The organism is Ferruginibacter sp. HRS2-29, from assembly GCF_024343615.1.
In the GTDB taxonomy this organism is placed as follows: Bacteria; Bacteroidota; Bacteroidia; order Chitinophagales; family Chitinophagaceae; genus Ferruginibacter.
In genome coordinates, this window is the sequence record NZ_RJUB01000156.1 from 172,132 (window position 1) to 192,838 (window position 20,707).

Below are 20,707 nucleotides of genomic sequence, written 5' to 3' on the forward strand. Positions count from 1 at the left end.
GTAAAATAAGGAAAGAAATGAGGAATAAGAAATAAGGGATGAGAAAGTGGGGGTTCTTTTATACTTTTAGGTTCAATTATTGGAATATAGCTCCGAAATAAAGAACCGGCTTCCTTATTTGTATTATTCATTTCTTATTCCTTATTTCCTATGCTTTTACAGATACATCCCGAAAATCCACAGCCGCGGCTGATAAAACAGTTGGCAGAATGCCTGCTCGACGGGGGAGTGATCATTTACCCGACAGATACTATTTATGGCATCGGCTGCGATATTTTTCAGCATAAAGCGATAGAACGGGTGGCTAAGATCAAGAATGTAGACCCTCAAAAAGCGCAACTTTCCTTTATCTGCCGCGACCTGAGCAACCTCAGCGATTATACCAAAAGCATCGATACCCCGCTTTACAGGATGCTCAAAAATCATCTTCCGGGCCCGTACACGTTCATCCTTCCTGCCAGCAAACAGGTGCCGAAAATTTTGCAGAGTAAAAAATCTACCATCGGGTTGAGGGTGCCGGACAACGAGATCTGCCGTCACATATTGGAATTGCTCGAACACCCGTTGCTGAGCGCTTCGCTCCCCGGCGATATGGTAGAGGAATATACCGACCCCGAAGTGATGTACGAAAGATTTGGCGACAAAGTGGATTTTGTGGTGGACGGGGGTATCGGCGGGATGGTGCCCTCTACCGTGGTGGATTGTACCACCGATCAGTGGACGGTGATCAGGCAGGGATTGGGTGAATTTGAAGAAACGGAGTAGGATGATCGCAGATTTCAAAGGGATGAGGAAGATTGCACAGATTGTTTTGCTCCGCAAAAATAAAATGCAGTGTATAAATTTCAAACTCAGTAAGAGTTATCAGAATTTATACACTGCATTTAAGTTTCACGCAGTGAAACAATCTGCGAAATCCGCGTAATCACCTGAAATCTGTGATTAATTCCTGTCGCGGTTATTATGTTTCTTGATGTAAATATTAGCGTCTGCTTTTTTCTTTTTTGCATGGATGTCTTGTCTTTCTTCAGCGGTAACTACTCCATCGCTTTTGGCAGCCACTTTGGTGCGGCGTATGCGGCGCTGCTGACGTACCAGCTTTTTTGTTTCCCCTTTGGTAAGTTCCCCGTTTTTTACGCCGTTGGCGATCTTGGCTTTGTCCGAAACCTGCGGAGCCTGTGCATTGGCAGAAACGGCGATCATCAATAAAAATGAAAATGCGAGAAGGATTCTTGTTAGTTTCATGATGTTTTTTATTTAAAAGTTATCAGCAAAAGTGCTGGGCGGGGTTAAGACCAATGCCTTTTAAAAAAGTTTAATGGCAGGAAGATTTTTAAAAAGAGAAGAAAGAGGATCACAGATTTCAAATTGATTAGGGGATTACACAGATTGTCTCACTGCGTGAAACCCCAAAATGCAGCTTGTAAAATATGGGGAATTGTTCTGAGCTTAAAATTTGATGAACTGCATTTTTCGTTTTGCGAAGCAAAACAATCTGTGTAATCGCCTAATCAATTTGAAATCTGTGATCCTGTTCCCTACCTAAAATAAACCTATCTGCGGGTTGAGGATATTAAAACTCCTGCGGTGATATTTACAAATGCCCGTTTCTTCAATGGCTTTACGGTGTACAGCCGTGCCGTATCCTTTATTGGTATCCCAGCCGTAGTGGCTGAATTCTTTGTGCAGTTGCAACATGTGCTCGTCGCGGTAAGTTTTGGCGAGTACGCTTGCCGCCGCGATGGACGCATATCTTCCATCTCCTTGTATAAGGCAACGGTGAGGAATATCCCTGTAAGGCTTGAACCGGTTGCCATCCACCAGCAGCAATTGCGGAACGGCCATCAGTTTGTCGAGCGCCAGGTGCATCGCTTTAAAAGATGCCTGCAGGATATTGATGGAGTCTATCTCATCATTGTCTACCGAGGCTACCGCAAAATGGATGCTTTCCTTTTCGATAACAGGACGGAGGAGGTCGCGTTCTTTTTCAGAAAGTTGTTTGCTGTCATTCAGCAACGGGTGATGGAATTTTTTGGGGAGAATGACCGCTGCCGCAAAAACCGGCCCGGCATAACAACCACGCCCGGCTTCATCCAGCCCGGCTTCTACTTTTGTTTTATATAAATAGGGTTCCAACATACCGGCTGCAAATATCTGTTAAAAACAATCATGGCTTTACTAACTTTGCAGCAATTTTATCAACATGCGTGCAATCAAAAACTGGGTGCTGGCTACTTTCATATTGACTTTTCTTGTGATCATTGCCGGGGGCATCGTAAGAACAACTCAAAGCGGAATGGGCTGCCCGGACTGGCCAAGGTGTTTTGGCAAATGGATTCCGCCAACCAATGCCTCGGAGCTGCCCGCCGATTTTGAACGCTACCTCAGCAAGCAGGATATTGATCATACTTTTAATGTATACCACACCTGGATCGAGTATTTCAACCGCCTGTTCGGGGCATTGCTCGGCGTGTTTGCCATCATCCAGGTAGCCTTGCTGTTCCGCAAAAAAACGGTGATGAAACCGGCTTACCGGCTGGCGATCGCTTTTTTGGTAACAGTTATCCTTACCGGGCTGTTTGGTGCGCTGGTGGTAAAATTCAACCTGGCTCATTTCAGCATCTCGGTGCATTTGTTATTCGCACTGATCCTCACGCAGCTGCAGCTGGCGCTGGTATTGAGCGTGAAGCATAAAGTAAAAACACTGGCGGTACCAGCTAAAATAAAAAAGTTGCTGATAGGGTTACTGGTGCTCCTCGTATTCCAGAGCGTATTGGGAACGATGGTGCGCATATACATAGACGATATTTCCAAACACCTCGATTACCAGCAGCGTGAAACCTGGCTGGCATCTACACCTGTCGCGTTCCTTATCCACCGCAGTTTTTCATGGGCTGTATTGCTGGCTACGCTCGCATATACCTGGTATTGCCGTAGTTTTTCTGCCATAAAAAACAAGGTCTTTCTGCTTACAGGAATTATCCTGCTGAGCATGGCTACCGGCATCATATTATTTTATCTGGATATGCCGGCAGTGGCGCAGCCATTGCACCTGTTGCTGGCAACGCTTGGCATTACGCAGGTGCTCAATATCCTATTGCAACTCAGAACAAAGGAGGCAGCCGCAGAAATCGCCTAGTGTGGAAAAATAGTTGCCAGCCTGACAAAATTTTGACGGGTTTAAATTCCAAACATCAATACCACATAAATTGCTGCGGGATTAATCGTATTTTTAAGCAACGATTTTATATGAAGCTGCTTATAAAAAACATCTATTATTCATTACCTGTGCAGCTCTTTATCCTGCATTTCAGAAAATTCCAGGTATTACTCATCTTCTGGTATGTATTATTCAGTACCATTTCGAGCGGCTTCATGAAAACATTCGGCGCTGATGCGCTTTTCTTTTCACCCGAATATCTTGGTAAGGTTAATATAGTCGGGGCGCTCATTGTAGGGGTTGCGCTCGGTGTTTATATGATGAGCTGGAATATCACCACATTTATTTTGCATAGCAAACGATTTAAATTCCTCGCTGCTACCTCCAACCCGTTCTTAAAATATTGTATCAACAATGCCATACTGCCGCTGATCTTCCTGTTCTATTATTTTGTGCGGCTTTATATGTTCAATACTGAAAAAGAACTGATGGAAACAAAAGATGTGTTCATCATGATATTAGGTGTGATCATTGGTTTTGTCACCCTGGTGATGGTTTCCTTTGGATATTTTTTTGGTGCAGGAAAAACCATCGAACGTACAATGGCGCCTATCATTTCCAATCCGGAATTATTTAAGAAAACATACGGTTCACGGGGCATCCGCGATGAATTCGGGCTGAAAGTAAAATATTATCTCAACGCAACACTGGGCATCAATAAAGTGAGGAGCGTGGGGCATTACCGCCAGGCATTCATCGATGCGCTTTTTAAAAGGCATCACCTCGCGGCGATAGCCAGCATATTGCTGGCATTCATTTTTCTTTTCACCGTTGGCTTTTTTCTTGACCACAGGTTGTTTGAAATGCCCGCTGCAGCCAGCATCCTGGTATTCTTCGGACTGATGATCGCATTGATCGGTGCATTATCCTATTTCCTCGAAAGCTGGAGCCTGCCGGTGGCCATCATCTTCATTATATTTATCAATTACCTGTATAAAAAGGAGATCATCGATCCGCGGAACAAAGCTTATGGCTTGAATTATATCAACAAAGAAAAGCGGGCGATATATGACAAACATTCTTTGCAGCAACTTTGTATGCCAGAAAAGCTGGCGGCCGACAAAGCCAATATGATCAATATTCTCAACAACTGGAAAGCGAAACAACAGGAAGAAAAACCGCTTATGATCTTTGTGAATGTCAGCGGCGGTGGCTTGCGGAGTGCAGCTTTTGTGATGAATACTTTTCAAAAGATCGACAGCATTACAAAAGGAAAACTGATGAAACAGACGTTCCTCATCAGCGGGGCCAGCGGCGGCATGTTAGCGGCTACCTATTACCGTGAGTTGTACCGCAATAATCTTCATGGAAAAACATTTAACCTCCACGATACGAAGTATACGGATCATATCGCCGGCGATCTGCTCAACCCGGTTTTTACTTCATTGATGGCGCGTGACCTTCTCACGCCCACACAAAAATTTTCGGTGGGGGATTACCGTTATGTGAAAGACCGTGGATATGCATTTGAAAAAAAACTGGCCGCCAACACCGAAGGTGTGCTGGATGTACAGATGAAAGACCTCGTTGCTGACGAGTCTGCGGCAAATGTGCCGCTAATCATTTTTAATTCGGTGATAAAAAGTGACGGGCGAAAGATGATGGTAAGCACCCAGCCACTCAGTTTTATGATGAAGGCGCAGGAGTTTCAGGACGATACCACTGTAAGCCCCGATGCGGTTGACTTTGCGGCGTTGTTCAAATACCAGGATCCGATGCACCTGCGTATGCTCACCGCTCTGCGCATGAATGCTACTTTCCCTTATGTGTTGCCAAACGTATGGCTTCCCAGCAACCCGGTAATTGATGTGATGGATGCGGGCTTGCGGGATAATTACGGGCAGGAAACCACGTTGCGTTTCCTGGATAATTTCAGGGATTGGATACAACAGAACACACGTGGCGTGTTGATATTACAGATACGCGACCGGGCAACGGATAATTGGATCCAGCCTTTTGAAACGAAATCAGTAACGGATATGATCGTTACCCCGGCTACGATGCTGCAGCATAACTGGTTCAAACTGCAGGATTATTTTCAAACGGATCAGTTTAGTTATTATAAAACTCCCGCCGATTCGATGTTGCAAAAAATAACCATCATGTACCTGGCGGAGAAAGAGGAAAAAACCGCAGCATTGAATTTTCATCTTACCAACCAGGAAAAGCGGGATGTGAAACAATCCTTTAATAATGCGATGAACTCCGGGGCTCTGAAGAAGATCGAGGCGTTGATAGGGAATTAAAAATTAAAGATTAAAAATTAACAGGACTTGACCCTTGAAGATATTTCGAAGGTTCGATTCCTTAATTTTTAATTAACCATTTTACGGCTGTAGTAGGTTGAATGCTTTTTCAATAATCTTTATTTCGAAACTTTCTGCAGTATTGGCCGGGTCGCCATCTATGTGCAGCGGAGCCTGCTCAGGGTTTTGAATAGTTACGGCCCTGGCCTGGTAGTAATAAATATCTTTGGCGCTGTATTTTTTTTGATGTGCACCATCTACCTGTCCGGCTGTTACCTGTTTGGCGATGGCGTATAAAAGTTTCATCTTACTCATCTTGCTCACTACAACAATATCCAGCAAACCATCGCTGATGCTGGCTTTTGGGGCGATTGTGACATTGTTTCCAAACTGGTTGCTATTGGCTATACTGATGAAAAAAGCCTCTGTGGTTACCGTCATATCATTGATCTGCAAAATGAAATTATAGGTTTTTGCATGGATGAAGTTTTTGATCGTTTGTTTGATATAAGTGATGAGGCCGCGTTTTTTCTGCTTCGCAAAATCATGGGCCACTTGCGCATCAAAGCCCAGGCCGCAAAGCATGCAGCTGAAATTTCCATTGATATAAAAGCTGTCGATAGGGGCAGCATTGCCTTTGAAAATAATATCCAATGCTTTATCGGGACTACGTTTTATGCCCGCTGCAAGAGCGAGTCCGTTACCTGAGCCCATAGGGACGATGCCGATGTTTACTGCAGTGCCTTGCAGGGTTGCCGCAATCTGGTTCACAGTTCCATCGCCGCCACAAACAATTACATCGGTTATTTTTTCTGTAGCGATCTTTTCCAGAAGATAATCGTATCTGCCTTCGGCGTTTGTGTGTAGTATTTCAAACGGGATGTTTTTTTTGTCGGTCCGCCTTTTGATGAGCGCCAACAATTCGTCCTTATTTTTTGTACCGGAGATGGGGTTGATGAAATAGACAAATTTCCTCTGCATGTAAGGGCGCTTTACTGAGCATGCAATTTAGTGAATAGTGAATGGTCAATGGTGAAAGCTTTGTACTATTTTATTAAGTAAAACGTCATGATATCCGCATCTTAAAACTACTGAGATAAAAAATGCTCTGAAAATAGCAAACCTTCGAAGGTTTCACCATTGACCATTCACCATTCACTTCCCTACCATCGCAGTAAAGCGCTTCCCCAGGTAAACCCGCTTCCGAAAGCGGCCAGGCAAACCAGATCTCCTTCTTTCACTTTTCCCTGCTCCCATGCTTCGCACAATGCTATCGGTATGGATGCGGCCGTGGTGTTGCCATAACGTTCGATATTGTTGTAAACCTGGCTATCGGTCAGTTGCAGCTTTTGTTGTACATATTGCGCAATGCGCAGATTGGCCTGATGCGGGATCAACAGGTGGAGATCAGACGCCTTGAGGTTATTTTTTTCCAAAGCTTCGACGATCACTTCCGGGAATTTGACGATCGCTTTTTTGAATACCGCGGGCCCATCCATGTTGGGAAAGTTCTGTGCTTTATCGATCATCTCGTGGCTCATAAACATTTCGCCGATAGGCGCATCCGCAAAATCGGCCACAGGCTCCGGCACCCAATGATTGCCGTGCGTACCCGGGTTGAACATCGCCAGTATTTCGGCGCTTTCTCCATCGCTGTGCAGGTGTGTGCTGAGTATTCCCTGGTTTTCTTTTTCGGTTGGCTGCAATACCACAGCGCCGGCGCCATCTCCAAAGATCACGGATACATTTCTGCCGCGGGTACTGAAGTCGAGCCCGAAAGAATGTTTTTCGCTGGCCACCAGTAAAATGTTTTTATACATGCCGGTCTTGATAAACTGATCGGCTATCGATAAGGCATACACGAAACCGCTGCATTGGTTGCGTACATCCAGCGCACCTATCTCCTTTATCTTCATTGCACGCTGCAGCAGCACGCCACATCCCGGAAAATAATAATCAGGGCTGATGGTAGCAAAAATGATAAAATCTACATCGTCTTTTGTGATGCCCGCCCGCTCAATCGCGATCTTCGCGGCTTCCACACCCATGGTAGTAGTGGTTTCATCGGTGCGATGTGCATATCGGCGCTCTTTGATGCCTGTTCGTTCCTGTATCCACTCGTCGGAAGTATCCATGTATTTCAGGAGGTCGTTGTTGGTAACAACATTGGAAGGGACGTAATAGCCGATCCCGGCAATTCTTGTTTGTGGCATATCCAATCGATTTATATCCACAAAATAAACAATAAACAACGGATATAGTGTAATGGATAATGTTATAATGGATAATGGATAATGCTTTCGGCTTAAAGATGTAACTGTCACTGAGACTCACTTTAAGCCGAAAGCATTATCCATTCATTAGTTATCCATTATCCATTATTTATATCCATGCCAGATCTTATTGGTGATGTCAAACAACCAGAAGATATCGTTGGCATAGCTGAAGCAAAGCATATTTTCTGCAGGTGCATCTTCCGGCAGCTTCGAACTTTTGGTCATATAGCCTGTTTTGGAATCGTAAAAATCGATCGTTTTTTCTGTGACATTCAGCAAGGCAAATTCAGCTTTTGGAATGCCTGTATAGATAACGGTCGTATAATTTACGTCTTCAGGTGTTGTGTCCGAGTCGTATAATGCGCCCCAGACATCCGCTTCACTTTCATTTTTAGCATTTACATACAGCCTTATTTTTTTAGCCTCATCAAATTTGCTGGCATTGTAAGCGATCACCCACTGGCCTTTGAGAAAATAAACGTAGTTATTTTTTGCATCGAAAGAGCCAACGCTATGCACATCCGGCTGATTCATGTATTCCACATCGTGTGTAAGACCGGTAGGGATGCCATATTTGTCGAGTGTGTAAGTGGCCCAGCCATAATCGTTGTATCCGTTGGCAGAAAAAGTTTTGAGTTTTGGATTGTACCAAAAACCCCTGATATCGAAGTCCGTTTTCAGGTTCGGTGGAGAAACAAGGTTTCCTTTCGGGTCAAAAATGCCCATGGAATAAGAAGCGTTGCCCGATTTAGGCGCATAATATCTTTTCAGGATCGGGTGCCAGGCAATGGAAGATGCCCTCGCCCCTGGATCGGTAGGCATTTGGAGGATCATCGTTTCCTGGAGGGAGGCTTTCTGGGCCGATGACGACAGCGAAGCCGCCGCCAGCAGGCATACTACAAATAATTTCTTCATGACTTTTTAGTTTTGTTAAAAGTATAACCCAGACCCCATAATTCAAATACCTGCCATTGGGTATTTTATAAAACGTGCGCCAAAGAGCCTGTCAGTTCCATCAGCATCGCGACGCCGATGTGCACCAATATTCCGCCCCATACATTTTTGGTGTGATAACTGATGATGCCCAGCAGCATGCCGCCCCAGAAACTGCTGATCGCTTCGCCCATGGGCTTGCCAAAATGAATGCAACAATAAAAACAGGCCGCCGGAATGATGCAGCGCATTCCGCAGATGCGGATGAAAGTGACGATCAGGAATCCCCTGAAAAAGAATTCGATGCTGATGAAATCAAATGCGTAGCTCAGCTCGAAAAGCAGGTAGCGCAAAGGTTTGAAAGGAATATCCAGCGGGGCTATCACCTGGGCCCGGGGATAAGTATGTAAAAAAGAAGGTTGTGTGCCGGCTATTACAATCAACGGAAGCATGAGGGCTATTAAAAGCAGGTATGCCTTACTGTTAGTAAGCCCTTTTATGCTGTAAACATTCGCCATTTTATTTCGCAACGCAATAAAGCAGACTATGAGTATGACGAAAACCGCACGTATCAGCCAGTTGGTGCACTTAAGCCAGAACAACAATTCATCACCTTGAAAAATTTTTTTAACCAGGGGAATATGTAATGTAAAATTAACCCGCAAGGCAAAAATAGCCGGGGCAAATAGCAGCATCAGGAGCAGCCATTTGTTTTTCAGGTAGCCGTTACCGTTATAAAACAATCCCTGTAAAAAATAAGCTGCCGCAAAGGGGAGCGAATACAACAGGTAAGAGGAGATGAAATCATTTTGCCATTGATTGCCTGAACCGTAGAACTTTGGCAGTCGGCCATAATAATTCAACCATATCAATCCGGCCATCATGGCCAGTATCGTCAGCAGGTAAAGCCATTTCAGGCCTTTGGCAAACGAACGGATATATTTAAAGACGACAGAAAAATCTTCCTTCATTTTAAATATATCATAGGGTGATGGTTACGCGATGGCCGTATTGAGTGTGTTCCACAAAATATCTTTAAGCTGGGGCAGGCCGCTTCCGGTTACGGATGAAATGAAAATATGAGGAATATGTTTCGGCAGTTCCTGCTCGATCGCTTCTTTCAGCTCGTCATCCAACATATCCGATTTGCTGATAGCGATCACGAAATCTTTTTGAAGCATATCGGGATTGTATTGTTCCAGTTCGCTTTTGAGAATCTCAAACTCGGCAGCATGATCTTTACTGTCAGCCGGGATGAGGAATAACAAGATGGAGTTGCGTTCTATATGTCGCAGGAAACGATGCCCGAGGCCTTTTCCTTCGGCGGCGCCTTCGATGATGCCCGGCAGATCGGCGATGCAAAAACTTTTGCCATCCCTGTAGTCCACCATGCCAAGCTGGGGAACCAGTGTTGTAAATGCGTAATCGGCGATCTTTGGTTTGGCTGCGGTAATGCTGCTCAGCAAAGTGGATTTTCCTGCGTTGGGAAAACCAACCAGTCCTACATCGGCCAATACTTTGAGTTCGAGTACCTTGATGCCTTCTACCCCTTCTTCCCCAGGCTGGGCATATTCGGGAGCCTGGTTGGTAGCCGATTTGAAGTTACTGTTTCCAAGTCCGCCACGGCCACCTTTGAGCCAGATGATCTCCTCGCCGTCGTGCAGGATCTCGGCTTCTTTCTCTCCTGTTTCTTCATCGCGGGCAATGGTGCCCAACGGAACTTCAATGACAATATCTTTTCCGTTCTTTCCGCTGGAATGGTTCCCTGCGCCATTGCCACCATCTTCGGCCAATACGTTTTTGTAATAACGGAGGTGAAGCAAGGTCCAGAGCTGGGCGTTGCCTTTTAATATGATATGTGCGCCACGGCCACCATCGCCCCCATCGGGACCGCCATGTGCAGTAAGTTTATTGCGTAAAAAATGTTTGCTGCCGGCGCCACCATGGCCTGTACGGCAAAAAATCTTGATCTGGTCTACAAAATTTGATCTTTCCATTGGCGCAAAGTTCTGTTTTTTTATCCATAAGCCGGTCTCGCATCGCTAATTTAAAATGGCAGGGTTTTCGCACTGCTGTATTTTTGCACTTAAACTCAACCGATGAAAATAGTTACGTTCATAGCCACGGTTATCATTCTGGTAAGTTGCGCCACCCAAAAAACTGCGGAATCTCCCATAAAAAATGCCGATACTACTCTGATAGCCAGAGATACGGCTATTTTGCCTGCACCCGACGAAAAAATGGGCAACGATAGCATCCCGGCCTGCATCAGCAAAATGATAGCCGGTTTTACAGCAGTTCCCGTTGGCAATCCGCCGCGGAAAATATGGAGCTATACGTACCAAAACCGCACTGTATACTATGTACAACCTGAATGTTGCGATCAATTCAGCGACCTCTACGATGCCGGCTGCACGTTACTTGGCCACCCGGATGGCGGATTTTGGGGCAGGGGCGATGGCAATTTTCCCGATTTTACAAAGGAAAGAAGCAACGAAAAACTGGTCTGGCAAGATAAACGCAAATAGCTTTAGTCAACCGCTTTTCACGATAACAGATCTACTGAAACCCAACAAGCATTGGTTGGCGCATTTTTCACCAGCGCTCTTATTTCTTATAAACCTGCTCTCCATTAATGAAAGTGCGAAGCACATTCGTTTTCAAAATATCTTCCGGCTTGCATTTCATGATGTCCTTGTCGAGCATGACCAGGTCGGCCCACTTTCCTGCTACCAGGCTGCCTTTTTCTTTTTCTTCAAAAGCTGCTTTTGCCGCCCAAATGGTCATCCCTTTGAGTGCCTCCTGCCTGCTCAGCGCATTCTCCATCTGGAACCCCCCTTCCGGAAATCCTTTGGCATCCTGCCTTACCACGGCAGCATAAAAAGTTTTGAACGGGCTGATATCTTCCACCGGAAAATCGGTGCCGAGTGGCATCCATCTATTGGTTTCCAGCAATTGTTTATAGGCATACGCTTCTTTTATCCGCACGGGCCCAAGCCTTTGCCCGGCCCAGTACATGTCGCTGGTGGTGTGGGTGGGCTGTACAGACGGGATGATACGATGGTCTTTAAAATAATGCATATCGGCTATATCCACCACCTGTGCATGTTCTATCCGCCAGCGGCGGTCGTTATTGGCGGGTAATATTTGGCTGTACAATTTCAGGATAGCGCGGTTGCCGCTATCGCCAATGGCATGGGTGCACAGCTGAAGCCTTGAGTTGAACAATTTGTGCGCTACATCGGCAAAGTGGCCGGTATCGCTCAGCAGGAATCCCTTCAAACCGGGCTTATCTGTATAATCCTGCAGCAGGCAGGCCCCACGGCTTCCCAATGCCCCATCGGCATATAATTTAAAGCCACCCACGTGCAGCCGGCTGGTGATGTAAGGCCCTTTCTTTATCCAGCGATCGTAATATTGTGCGCTGTCCGACAGCAAAGCATATACTTTCATTTTCAGCAAACCGTCTTTCTGCGCCGCATCCAGCAGTTCTATCGTGTGCTCTCCCACTCCACAGTCGTGCACCCCGGCAAGCCCCTGCGCAAAACAAAGCTGCTGAGCCTGCAGGAAAAACTGTTGCGCCAGGCTATCGGGTATCTGTGGTATTTTGGTATCTACCAGGTCCATCGCGTTATCTATCAGTATGCCCGTAAGCCGGCCGTTCTTTATTTCGATGCTGCCGCCGGCTACCTTGGTTTCGGCGGTGATGCCTGCCATGTCCAGCGCTTTTTGATTCACCAGCGCCGCATGCCCGTCTATCCTTTTCAAAAACACCGGCCTGTCGCTGAAAAGGCTGTCGAGTATCTGCCTGTCCGGAAACTCTTTTACCTCCCAGTCGTTCTGGTCCCATCCGCGGCCATATATCCATTGCACCTGCGAGGTATCGCTGTAAGCGGCTATCCTATCTACAATGTCGTTGAAAGACCGGGTACCTGTAAGGTCGCATTTCCACATATCGGTGGCAAAGCCGGTAAAGTGGCAGTGGGCATCTATGAAGCCCGGCAATATCGCTTTGCCCCCGGCATCTACCAGGTTATCGGCTTCGTAGTTTTTCAACACCTCATCGTTGCTGCCTGTGAGCACTATCTTTCCATCGGTGATCACAATGGCCTCGGCCGTATCATTGTTGGCGTTGGCGGTATAGATGATGGCGTGATGAATGATGGTATCGGCCTTCTGGCGGAACTTGCAGGAAGAGATGGCCAGCAATAAAAAACTGCCGGCGAGAAATAATGAACGATGGTGAAATATGGATGACATGGCAACGGTTTTTGGGATGCAATTTAATCAATGGCGGATGAAGCGATACGCTTTATCTTCTTCTGGCATTGATCAGATCGATCGGGTTGGAAAATAACATACCTACATCGATCTGCAGGCAACTGGCGATCTGCTGTAGCCTGTCGCTGTTAGCAGTTGATTTGTTATTTTCAATATTACTCATCGCTCCTGCGGTAATGCCCAGCTGGCTTGCGAGTAACTGCTGCTTGATGTTTCGGAGCTCTCTCCATTTTCGTATATTATCCCCCACAGAAACGGGAGCTTTCGCCAGTTTTGTGTTTTTTTTACTCATAGCTGATTAGTTTAAATGCCTTTCTGTATGATCTTATTTCCAGAACGAAATTAAACCGGCCTGTCGAAAAATACAAGGGAAAAACAACAGCTTTTTGAAAGAAAAATCCCCGGCATTTTTGTAGATAAGACATCCTTCCGGCGGTATTTTTATACAATGAGTATGGGCAAAAAAATAATATGCAGTAACACTAAAGTTTGTTTAGCGTCAAAATTTTGCAGCCGGTTTTTTATGATGGAGTTTTGTGGAATCATTGGCCGATGATGTAACAATTTTAAGAAACATTCAAATTTTAAAGATGAAAAAAATAATATTGATCGTGATGATTATTGCGGGAGCGCAGGCAGGATTTGGCCAGGTTAATAAAAATGCACCAGGTTCAGAAGGGGTACCTAGTTGCCCGCCCGGATTTTGTGCCTATTGGCAATACATATTTGAAACATTTAATTTCCACAGACCACGGACTGACTGTAAAACAGGGTTTGGGTTGTGTATAAAAGGCCGCCAGGAAAGCGGTTGCCGCCCTTGTGCTTCAAAGACTCCTGTAGGAACTAAAATTGAAAATGGAAAAGCCACCTGTATTGCGGAAGTGAAAAATGGCAAGCTGGAGTTGCGTATTCCTGCAGGTATAAAAACATCTGCAAGTCTGGATGCTTCCGATATGTCTGATTTTACTCTCGATAAAGGCGTGCTGAATGGCATTGTTGACGGAAAATTTAAAACTAACCGTGAAGGAACTTACCCGGTTAAACTCATCGAAAATGAGTATGTAGTGCTGATTGACCTTGAATAAATATAGTATGGCCGCAGTAATTGCTGCGGCCTTTTTCACCTTTTAATCTACCCGTTATGATTTCAAAAATGAAAATCCTGATAACCATGTGTGCAGTACTTGTAATTTTTTCAGGGTGCATTAAAATGGCCGTGAAAAAGTATAAGTTAGGCCGTCAGTTTGGAGATATAAAAAAGGAAGAATATCTCCGGCAAATAAGTATAGAAAACGCGGTTGACCCATCGCTGTTTTTATATCCGGACTCTGCCTCTTATATACCTTTCGGAAGCTCTTCGTCGATTAATCTGTATTACGGCTGTTTTATCAATGATTCGGTATCGATTAAAAAATCTGATTTTTTGCTGGATAATCAATCCTGTATTGGCCGCATCAATAAAGAGATCGAAAATATTATTATTTCCAGGCAGATAGATTCTTTCGCAAAAGATACAGGGATCAATCTCTCCCGGCTTAATTTTTTAAGATTGGCGGATGACCAAAAAGTAAAGCTTGTTAATGGAGAAAAGAAACTATCGATAATCCTGATCTATATGTATGCTTTCGGTACATATTATAAAGGTCTTTATAAAGAGATAACAGACGTATGTAAAAAGTACGAGCAGTATTGCGATCTGCATATTATCAGCATGGATCCAATTTATATTCAACAGATATCAAAATAACATCTATCATTTTTTAAGCGGGCATCATGCGTTGGAAAATAATTATTTGTTTCACCCTCTCTTTTATTTTTCTGGGCTATAAAAATGGGGCTTGTATGGGTGTGAATGCAGATACCGGGTTGAATTTTAATCCCGGGCAGAAACAATTTCTGGCGACAGCACGGCTGATTGATGCCGCGATCAACTCCATCAATTCTCTAAACAGCTTAATAAAGAAAGAAAGCTATCGCAACAAAGTCACCGCATTTAATAATCCGGCGAGTTCGGAATTAGGGTTCAGTTTACAAGCCGAAATACAAAATGCGCTGAAACCGTTGCTGGATAAAGCAAAAAACACGAATACGGGTAAGTTTTCAGGAGTCGTTTCATCCATTATAAATACCCAATTCAAAAACCAGCCCATTGCCGGCATGTTTGCTACAACCGGGATTTTCAGTTCGCTGATCAGTCTTGTTGGAAATCTGGCACTACATGAAAAGAGGATATCGCGGCAAGACCTTGATTCTTTTGTAGTAACGCTGAATAAATATTTTATTCAGTATGAAAAACTCAGTACCGCTAATAAAAGTTTCGACGCGGATATCAATAAACTGAATGCAAGGTTGACTGAGCTTCAGTTTGACACCAAAGAGTATCTGATGGATATGATAACAGTATTATATAAGGTAAATTCCAGGGAATCATTAAGTCAAAAAGGCCTGGAAGAATTGTTGCTGAAATATATGGACAAGGAAACCCTGGAAGATAGCATCCATAAAAGATCTGCCACCAAATATCCAGGGGATGGAATAAAGACGGCAAAAGAAATAGTGTATGGGATACAAAAATTATTCAATGAATATCAGCAGGTCTACTCAGGGAATTTTAATGAGATAAAAACAATTTTACAACAGAATAAAGATCTCGGCAAAAACATAGATGTAAAACAAATAGAGATTACGATAAGTGTATTGCAAAACCTGTATGAAGAAAGCCGGAATGCGGATATGTTGAATCTTCGTCTTACTACTTTGGCAGAAAGGCTGAAAGCGCTAACCATTACAGAACAGATAGAATAATGCTGGTCTTATATGCAGGTAAATAATTATTCTGCGCTCAAAAATTTTACCTTTGAGCCCAAGGAAAATTTTATGTACACCAACGATCAGACAAAAAAACTCCAGGCAGCTTCCAGCGAATGGCTGGCCAAAAAAGATAAAGCGCCTTCTGAAAAAAACATCGAAGAGCTGCGCAACATACTACGTTTTCACGAATACAGGTATTATGTACTCAACGATAACCTGATCACCGATCCGGAGTATGACAGCCTTTACAAAGCATTGGAGCTTTTTGAAAATGAGCATCCGGATTTAATCACCCCCAACTCGCCTACACAGCGGGTAGGAGCGGCGCTCATCAAAGATTTTCCCAAGCGGCAGCACCTGGTTCCCATGTTATCGCTCGAGAATTCGTATGATGCCGAAGACCTGTACGATTGGGACCGGAAAGCCCGTGAGCTGAGTGGCCTCGATACCATCGAATATTGCGCCGAACCAAAGTTTGATGGCGCCAGTATTTCGCTGGTGTACGAAGACGATATGCTCACCAGCGGCACTACCCGTGGCGATGGAGAAGTGGGAGACGATATTACACCGAACATAAAACAAATACGTTCAGTTCCATTGTCTGCATCCTTCAGCAGTTATGGTATACAACAGGTAGAACTGAGGGGGGAAGTGTTGCTCAACAAGCACAACTTTCAAAAGTACAACGATGCATTGGCAGAAGAAGGGTTGCCGCCGCTGGCCAATCCGCGTAATGCTGCCGCGGGTAGCCTTCGTATAAAAGATACTCGGGAGGTGGCACGCCGCAACCTGGAAGCTTTTCTTTATCATGTAAGTTATCATACCAATACGGCAGATGATCCGCAAGCCACCAAAGAGCCTGTTACCCATTCCGGGATGCTCGAAATGTTGTGGAACCTGGGTTTCCGCAGTCCGCAGAAGGAAATGAAGATCCTGAAAGGAATCGATGCGGTGATAGCATTCATCCAGGCTTTTGAAACCCGGCGCGATGACCTGCCTTATGAAATAGACGGTATGGTAATAAAGGTAAACGACCTTGCTTTGCAGGACAGGCTGGGCATGACCTCTCATCACCCCCGCTGGGCGATAGCGTATAAGTTCAAAGCACGGCAGGCAACCAGCAAGTTGCTGGATGTTGAATATCAGGTTGGGCGTACCGGTGCGGTTACACCGGTGGCGAAAATACAGCCGGTGCAGGTGGGGGGTGTTACGGTAGGTAGTATTTCAGTTCACAATGAAGACTATATCAAAGAAAAAGATCTTCGCAAAGGCGATACGATATTGATCGAGCGCAGCGGAGATGTGATACCGCAGATCGTTCGTTCGCTGCCCGAATTGCGTACCGGTAAAGAAGAAGTGATCGTATTTCCTAAAACCTGCCCGGTATGTAATGATGAGTTGGTGAAACCGGAGGGTGAAGCGGTGTGGCGTTGCGTAAATATCAACTGCAAAGCGCAGGTGGTGGAGCGCATCATACATTTTGTAAGCAAAGATGCGATGGATATCCGCAGTTTTGGCGAAGCCAATGTGCGCAAGTTTTACGACCTGGGCCTCATCACAGATATACCGTCTATCTATGCACTCACTGCCGATGCCTTGAAGCAGCTGGAAGGCTTTGGGGCGAAATCCATTGAAAATCTCCTGCAGGCTATCGAAGCCAGTAAGGCACAGCCGTTGCACCGCCTGATCTATGCCCTGGGGATACGCTATGTAGGGGAAACTACCGGTAAGACATTGGCGCAGGCTGTTTCAGGCATTTTTGACCTGGCAGGATATACGGATGAGCAATTAAAAGCGATTGACGATGTAGGGGTAAAAGTGGCGAGGAGTATTTTCGAATTCTTTCAGAATGAAGACAATACTAAAATGCTCCATAAACTACAGGCAGCGGGCATCAGCATGGAACGGAGTAAAAATGTACGTTTTGCCGAAGGCAGCCTCAATGGGCAAACCTTCCTTTTTACCGGCACACTCAACAAACTCAAGCGGAGCGATGCCGAAGAAAAAGTGGAGCAGAACGGGGGCAAGATACTCAGCGGGGTGAGTAGCAAGCTCAACTACCTCATTGTTGGTGAAGATGCCGGAAGCAAATTGGAGAAAGCCCGGAAGATCCCTGCCATTAAAATCCTTACTGAAGATGAATTTTTAGAAATGATCAACACGTAGTAAAAAAATATTATATTTATAGGAAATCTTACCTGACCGCCTTTTTTAAAATCTTAAAATCACCAGCGATGATTAAGAAAAATGCCGGAGAAATTTGGAAACAGATTCAGTTCAACGGGTATAAGCTCCTACGCCGAAAGTACGCAGTATCTAATCTTGGGCGTGCTGCCAGTTATTCTGCAGATATAACAGAAGATGGAAAATTATTGAGCGGCTCACTCACCTCGGGATACAGGACGCTCAACCTTCATGTGGATTCGGGAAATGGAACGATCTACCTGCATCGTGAAGTGGCAAAACTATTTTGCACAAAAAAATCGCCTAAACAGAAATTCGTCATTCACAGGAATCATAATAAAACGGATAACAATTATAAAAACCTTGAATGGGCTACTATGGCCGAAGCCAGCAGTCATCAGCAGGCAAGCCCTGAAAAACAAGCTTACAAAAAGAAACAGGCCAGTCGCAGCACAGGGTTGAAGTTGACGGCCACCCAGGTAAAAGCGATCAAGGAAGCGATCGGTAATCCTAAAAGAAAACTTACCTACAAGCAGATGGCGGAGAAATATGGGGTGAGTGAAATGACGATGTACAGGATCAAAAGCGGCGAAAACTGGGGGAAGGTAAAATAAGAAACTGATCAGGATTAGGAATCAATAATTTCAGCGTAAATGTTTCAATAATTAGCCGGGTCTTTATTTAAGTAATTAATCATCGTAACATTATCATTCATCTAAAAATATTCAAGGAAACCGCCACGGCTGTTTCCTTTTTTATTTCAGTAAATTTGTCCTTCAATTTTTTCAAACTTTCTTATGATACCTGCACACATCCTTAAATTTTTAAAAGAACTCCAAAAAAATAACGAACGCACGTGGTTTGAAGCCAATCGAAGCCGTTATGAAGCCGCCAAGGCCGACTTTTTAGTTTTTACCCAGGATGTAATAAACGGCATAGCAAAATTTGATGCGCCTGTCGGCGAGTTGCTGGCTAAGAATTGTACTTTCCGCATCAACCGCGATGTGCGGTTCAGTAAAAATAAAGCGCCTTACAAAAATAACATGTCGGCTTACTTCAATAAGGCTGGCAAGAAAGCCACTGGCGCCGGATATTACATCCACATCCAGCCGGGCGCAAGTTTTGCGGCCGCCGGTATCTGGCAACCTGAACCCACAGAATTGTCCGGCATCCGCCAGGAAATTGATTACAACTTCGACGAGTGGAAAAAAATATTCAATACCGCCACATTTAAAAAACATTTCCCTTCGGGCATCGACCAAACCGATTTGCTGGTGCGGCCGCCCAAAGGTTATTCGGAAGAGAATCCGGCAATCGGATATCTCAAGCTAAAAAGTTATGTAGTACGCAGGCCATTTTCGGATGCCGAAATTGCCGCAAAGGATTTTACCAAAGAAGTAACTAAAACATTTCAGGCGGTGAAACCGCTGATCGATTTTCTGAACAGGGCGGGAGATTGAAGAAGCTGAAATTTATCAACTGTCCTCCTGAGCTTATAGAAGGTGCTAATACTTCGACAAGCTCAGGAGGACCTGCTATTTATTAAATCCTGGCGGGGTTGACAGCACAAAAAAATGGCCAGTGATAAAAATCACCGGCCTTGCTTACCTCTGAAACCACAAGAAAAAATTTGTGAGGTATTAATAATAATATATAGGGGTATTAAATAAAATTTAAATACTTAAAGTAAGTCAGACAAGATGATTGGAGATGGAAATTGATTTCCCTGGTAAGCTTTAGATAAGATAGAATTGGAGTACGCCGTGTGGCGTGGGTAGACCGTAAAAGTACTACAATTATTGAATTATCATAATTTTTTCACCGATTTTATTTAATTTTTTTTCAATTCGTCCTCGGCGTATTTCAATAGTTGCTTCTTTTTGCGGTTATACCACCATTGTGGTGCGGTTTTCTTCATGAATGTATCGATCCCTCTCATGCCAAACAGTTTCCAAAGCCCTGTCACCTTTCCACCAAGATCGCTCTGAAGCGCACGAAGGCTCATGGCAAAACCTGCATCGATGTATTCCATGTGATGCCAGAAGCCGGCCGGCATGAACAACGTATCCCCATGTTCAAGGATCACTTCGTACCCTTTGGCCAGTTTTACCGCAGGAAAACTTTCATAATCAAAGCTTTCGGAATAGTTGGCATAATTTGCCAGGCTTAACACTTCCCATGGTTTGCGGTATAATTTATATTGCTCTTCAAAGGGGAAAAGCAGCACGCGTTTTCTGCCCACAAACTGTGTGTGCAGGATATGGCTCATGTCGATGTCGAAATGCATATGGGTAACAGAGCCCTGTCCGCCAACAAAAAGCATCGGGTATTTTTTTACAAACCCGCTCATATAACGGTCCGGCCAGGTAAAATCTTTCGTAACCTGTGGTGCATGCTGAAAAATATTGAAAAGGAAGATCCTTAGATCCAGCGGCCCGGCTTTCACTTTTTTCAGGTAGTCGCCAAATTTCATATAGGCATCCGCAGTATTGATCGGTGTGTAGGAATCACTTTTTACATTGTTGTACACCCCAACTTCCTGCTCGCCAACGATATCGATGAAATAATCCCAGTTCCATTTTTGATAAGCCGGCCATTCCTTCGCCAACCCTTTGATGATCAATGGCGTTTTGGTATCGTAATAATTCTTCTTGAAATCTTCAGGAGAGATGCTTTCAACAATATCGACAGGCTTTAATTGCATGCTTGAATAATTTGATGCAAAATTAATGAAAATTGGTGGAGAACAGACAACC

The 20,707-nt window shown here is 44.6% G+C and carries 20 protein-coding genes; 10 read left to right on the forward strand and 10 right to left on the reverse strand.

The features are described 5' to 3' along the window. The first annotated feature begins 150 nt into the window (after positions 1-150). Positions 151-765 (forward strand): L-threonylcarbamoyladenylate synthase, encoded by a 615-nt coding sequence (locus tag EGI32_RS18475; RefSeq protein ID WP_255157009.1) that lies wholly within the window; start codon positions 151-153, stop codon positions 763-765. Between the two features lie 177 nt (positions 766-942). On the opposite strand, the gene EGI32_RS18480 is transcribed toward EGI32_RS18475, so the two are convergent. Continuing rightward, the gene (locus EGI32_RS18480) at positions 943-1,245 is read right to left on the reverse strand and encodes a hypothetical protein (protein ID WP_255157011.1); all 303 of its coding nucleotides are present in this window, start codon (positions 1,243-1,245) and stop codon (positions 943-945) included. A gap of 297 nt (positions 1,246-1,542) precedes the next feature. Beyond that, on the reverse strand, positions 1,543-2,139 hold the full coding sequence (locus tag EGI32_RS18485; protein WP_255157013.1) for a ribonuclease HII: 597 nt from the start codon (positions 2,137-2,139) through the stop codon (positions 1,543-1,545). Positions 2,140-2,203: 64 nt separating this feature from the next. Here EGI32_RS18485 and EGI32_RS18490 point away from each other — a divergent pair, with 64 nt between their 5' ends. After that, positions 2,204-3,139, forward strand: a complete 936-nt coding sequence (locus EGI32_RS18490) for a heme A synthase (RefSeq protein ID WP_255157015.1) — start codon at positions 2,204-2,206, stop codon at positions 3,137-3,139. A gap of 110 nt (positions 3,140-3,249) precedes the next feature. Next, positions 3,250-5,466, forward strand: a complete 2,217-nt coding sequence (locus tag EGI32_RS18495; protein WP_255157017.1) for a hypothetical protein — start codon at positions 3,250-3,252, stop codon at positions 5,464-5,466. A gap of 81 nt (positions 5,467-5,547) precedes the next feature. Here the strand turns inward: EGI32_RS18495 and EGI32_RS18500 are convergent, their stop codons facing one another. The 5 genes from EGI32_RS18500 to obgE form a co-directional block, all read right to left on the reverse strand. Next, the gene (locus tag EGI32_RS18500) at positions 5,548-6,447 is read right to left on the reverse strand and encodes a diacylglycerol kinase family protein (protein WP_255157019.1); all 900 of its coding nucleotides are present in this window, start codon (positions 6,445-6,447) and stop codon (positions 5,548-5,550) included. A 182-nt stretch (positions 6,448-6,629) separates the two neighbouring features. Beyond that, the gene (locus EGI32_RS18505; RefSeq protein ID WP_255157021.1) at positions 6,630-7,679 is read right to left on the reverse strand and encodes a 3-oxoacyl-ACP synthase III family protein; all 1,050 of its coding nucleotides are present in this window, start codon (positions 7,677-7,679) and stop codon (positions 6,630-6,632) included. Between the two features lie 165 nt (positions 7,680-7,844). Beyond that, the gene (locus EGI32_RS18510; RefSeq protein ID WP_255157023.1) at positions 7,845-8,657 is read right to left on the reverse strand and encodes a hypothetical protein; all 813 of its coding nucleotides are present in this window, start codon (positions 8,655-8,657) and stop codon (positions 7,845-7,847) included. Between the two features lie 65 nt (positions 8,658-8,722). Next, a complete protein-coding gene (locus tag EGI32_RS18515; protein WP_255157025.1) occupies positions 8,723-9,646 on the reverse strand; it encodes a CPBP family intramembrane glutamic endopeptidase in 924 nt (307 codons plus the stop codon). A gap of 24 nt (positions 9,647-9,670) precedes the next feature. Further along, entirely contained in the window at positions 9,671-10,672 is a 1,002-nt protein-coding gene (gene obgE, locus EGI32_RS18520; RefSeq protein WP_255157026.1) for a GTPase ObgE, read from the reverse strand. A 102-nt stretch (positions 10,673-10,774) separates the two neighbouring features. On the opposite strand from obgE, the gene EGI32_RS18525 reads away from it, so the two are divergent. Then, complete coding sequence (locus tag EGI32_RS18525; protein WP_255157028.1) at positions 10,775-11,203, forward strand: hypothetical protein; 429 nt, start codon at positions 10,775-10,777, stop codon at positions 11,201-11,203. A 79-nt stretch (positions 11,204-11,282) separates the two neighbouring features. Here EGI32_RS18525 and EGI32_RS18530 read toward each other — a convergent pair whose 3' ends face one another. After that, positions 11,283-12,935, reverse strand: coding sequence for an amidohydrolase (locus EGI32_RS18530; protein ID WP_255157030.1), 1,653 nt, complete (start codon positions 12,933-12,935; stop codon positions 11,283-11,285). 52 nt (positions 12,936-12,987) lie between these two features. Further along, positions 12,988-13,248: a helix-turn-helix domain-containing protein gene (locus EGI32_RS18535; protein WP_255157032.1), complete on the reverse strand. Its 261-nt coding sequence runs from the start codon at positions 13,246-13,248 to the stop codon at positions 12,988-12,990. A 244-nt stretch (positions 13,249-13,492) separates the two neighbouring features. Here EGI32_RS18535 and EGI32_RS18540 point away from each other — a divergent pair, with 244 nt between their 5' ends. From EGI32_RS18540 to EGI32_RS18565, 6 genes are all read left to right on the forward strand, one after another. Beyond that, a complete protein-coding gene (locus EGI32_RS18540; RefSeq protein ID WP_255157034.1) occupies positions 13,493-14,041 on the forward strand; it encodes a hypothetical protein in 549 nt (182 codons plus the stop codon). A gap of 68 nt (positions 14,042-14,109) precedes the next feature. After that, positions 14,110-14,703, forward strand: coding sequence for a hypothetical protein (locus tag EGI32_RS18545; RefSeq protein WP_255157036.1), 594 nt, complete (start codon positions 14,110-14,112; stop codon positions 14,701-14,703). Positions 14,704-14,729: 26 nt separating this feature from the next. After that, on the forward strand, positions 14,730-15,761 hold the full coding sequence (locus tag EGI32_RS18550; RefSeq protein WP_255157038.1) for a hypothetical protein: 1,032 nt from the start codon (positions 14,730-14,732) through the stop codon (positions 15,759-15,761). A gap of 72 nt (positions 15,762-15,833) precedes the next feature. Further along, positions 15,834-17,933 carry an NAD-dependent DNA ligase LigA gene (ligA, locus tag EGI32_RS18555; RefSeq protein WP_255157040.1) on the forward strand — a complete coding sequence of 700 codons (2,100 nt, stop codon included), beginning with the start codon at positions 15,834-15,836 and terminating at the stop codon, positions 17,931-17,933. Between the two features lie 68 nt (positions 17,934-18,001). Beyond that, on the forward strand, positions 18,002-18,565 hold the full coding sequence (locus EGI32_RS18560; protein WP_255157042.1) for an HNH endonuclease: 564 nt from the start codon (positions 18,002-18,004) through the stop codon (positions 18,563-18,565). Between the two features lie 183 nt (positions 18,566-18,748). Further along, positions 18,749-19,411 (forward strand): DUF2461 domain-containing protein, encoded by a 663-nt coding sequence (locus tag EGI32_RS18565; protein ID WP_255157044.1) that lies wholly within the window; start codon positions 18,749-18,751, stop codon positions 19,409-19,411. 371 nt (positions 19,412-19,782) lie between these two features. Here the strand turns inward: EGI32_RS18565 and EGI32_RS18570 are convergent, their stop codons facing one another. Then, positions 19,783-20,655 carry a cupin-like domain-containing protein gene (locus EGI32_RS18570; RefSeq protein ID WP_255157046.1) on the reverse strand — a complete coding sequence of 291 codons (873 nt, stop codon included), beginning with the start codon at positions 20,653-20,655 and terminating at the stop codon, positions 19,783-19,785. Positions 20,656-20,707: the final 52 nt, after the last annotated feature.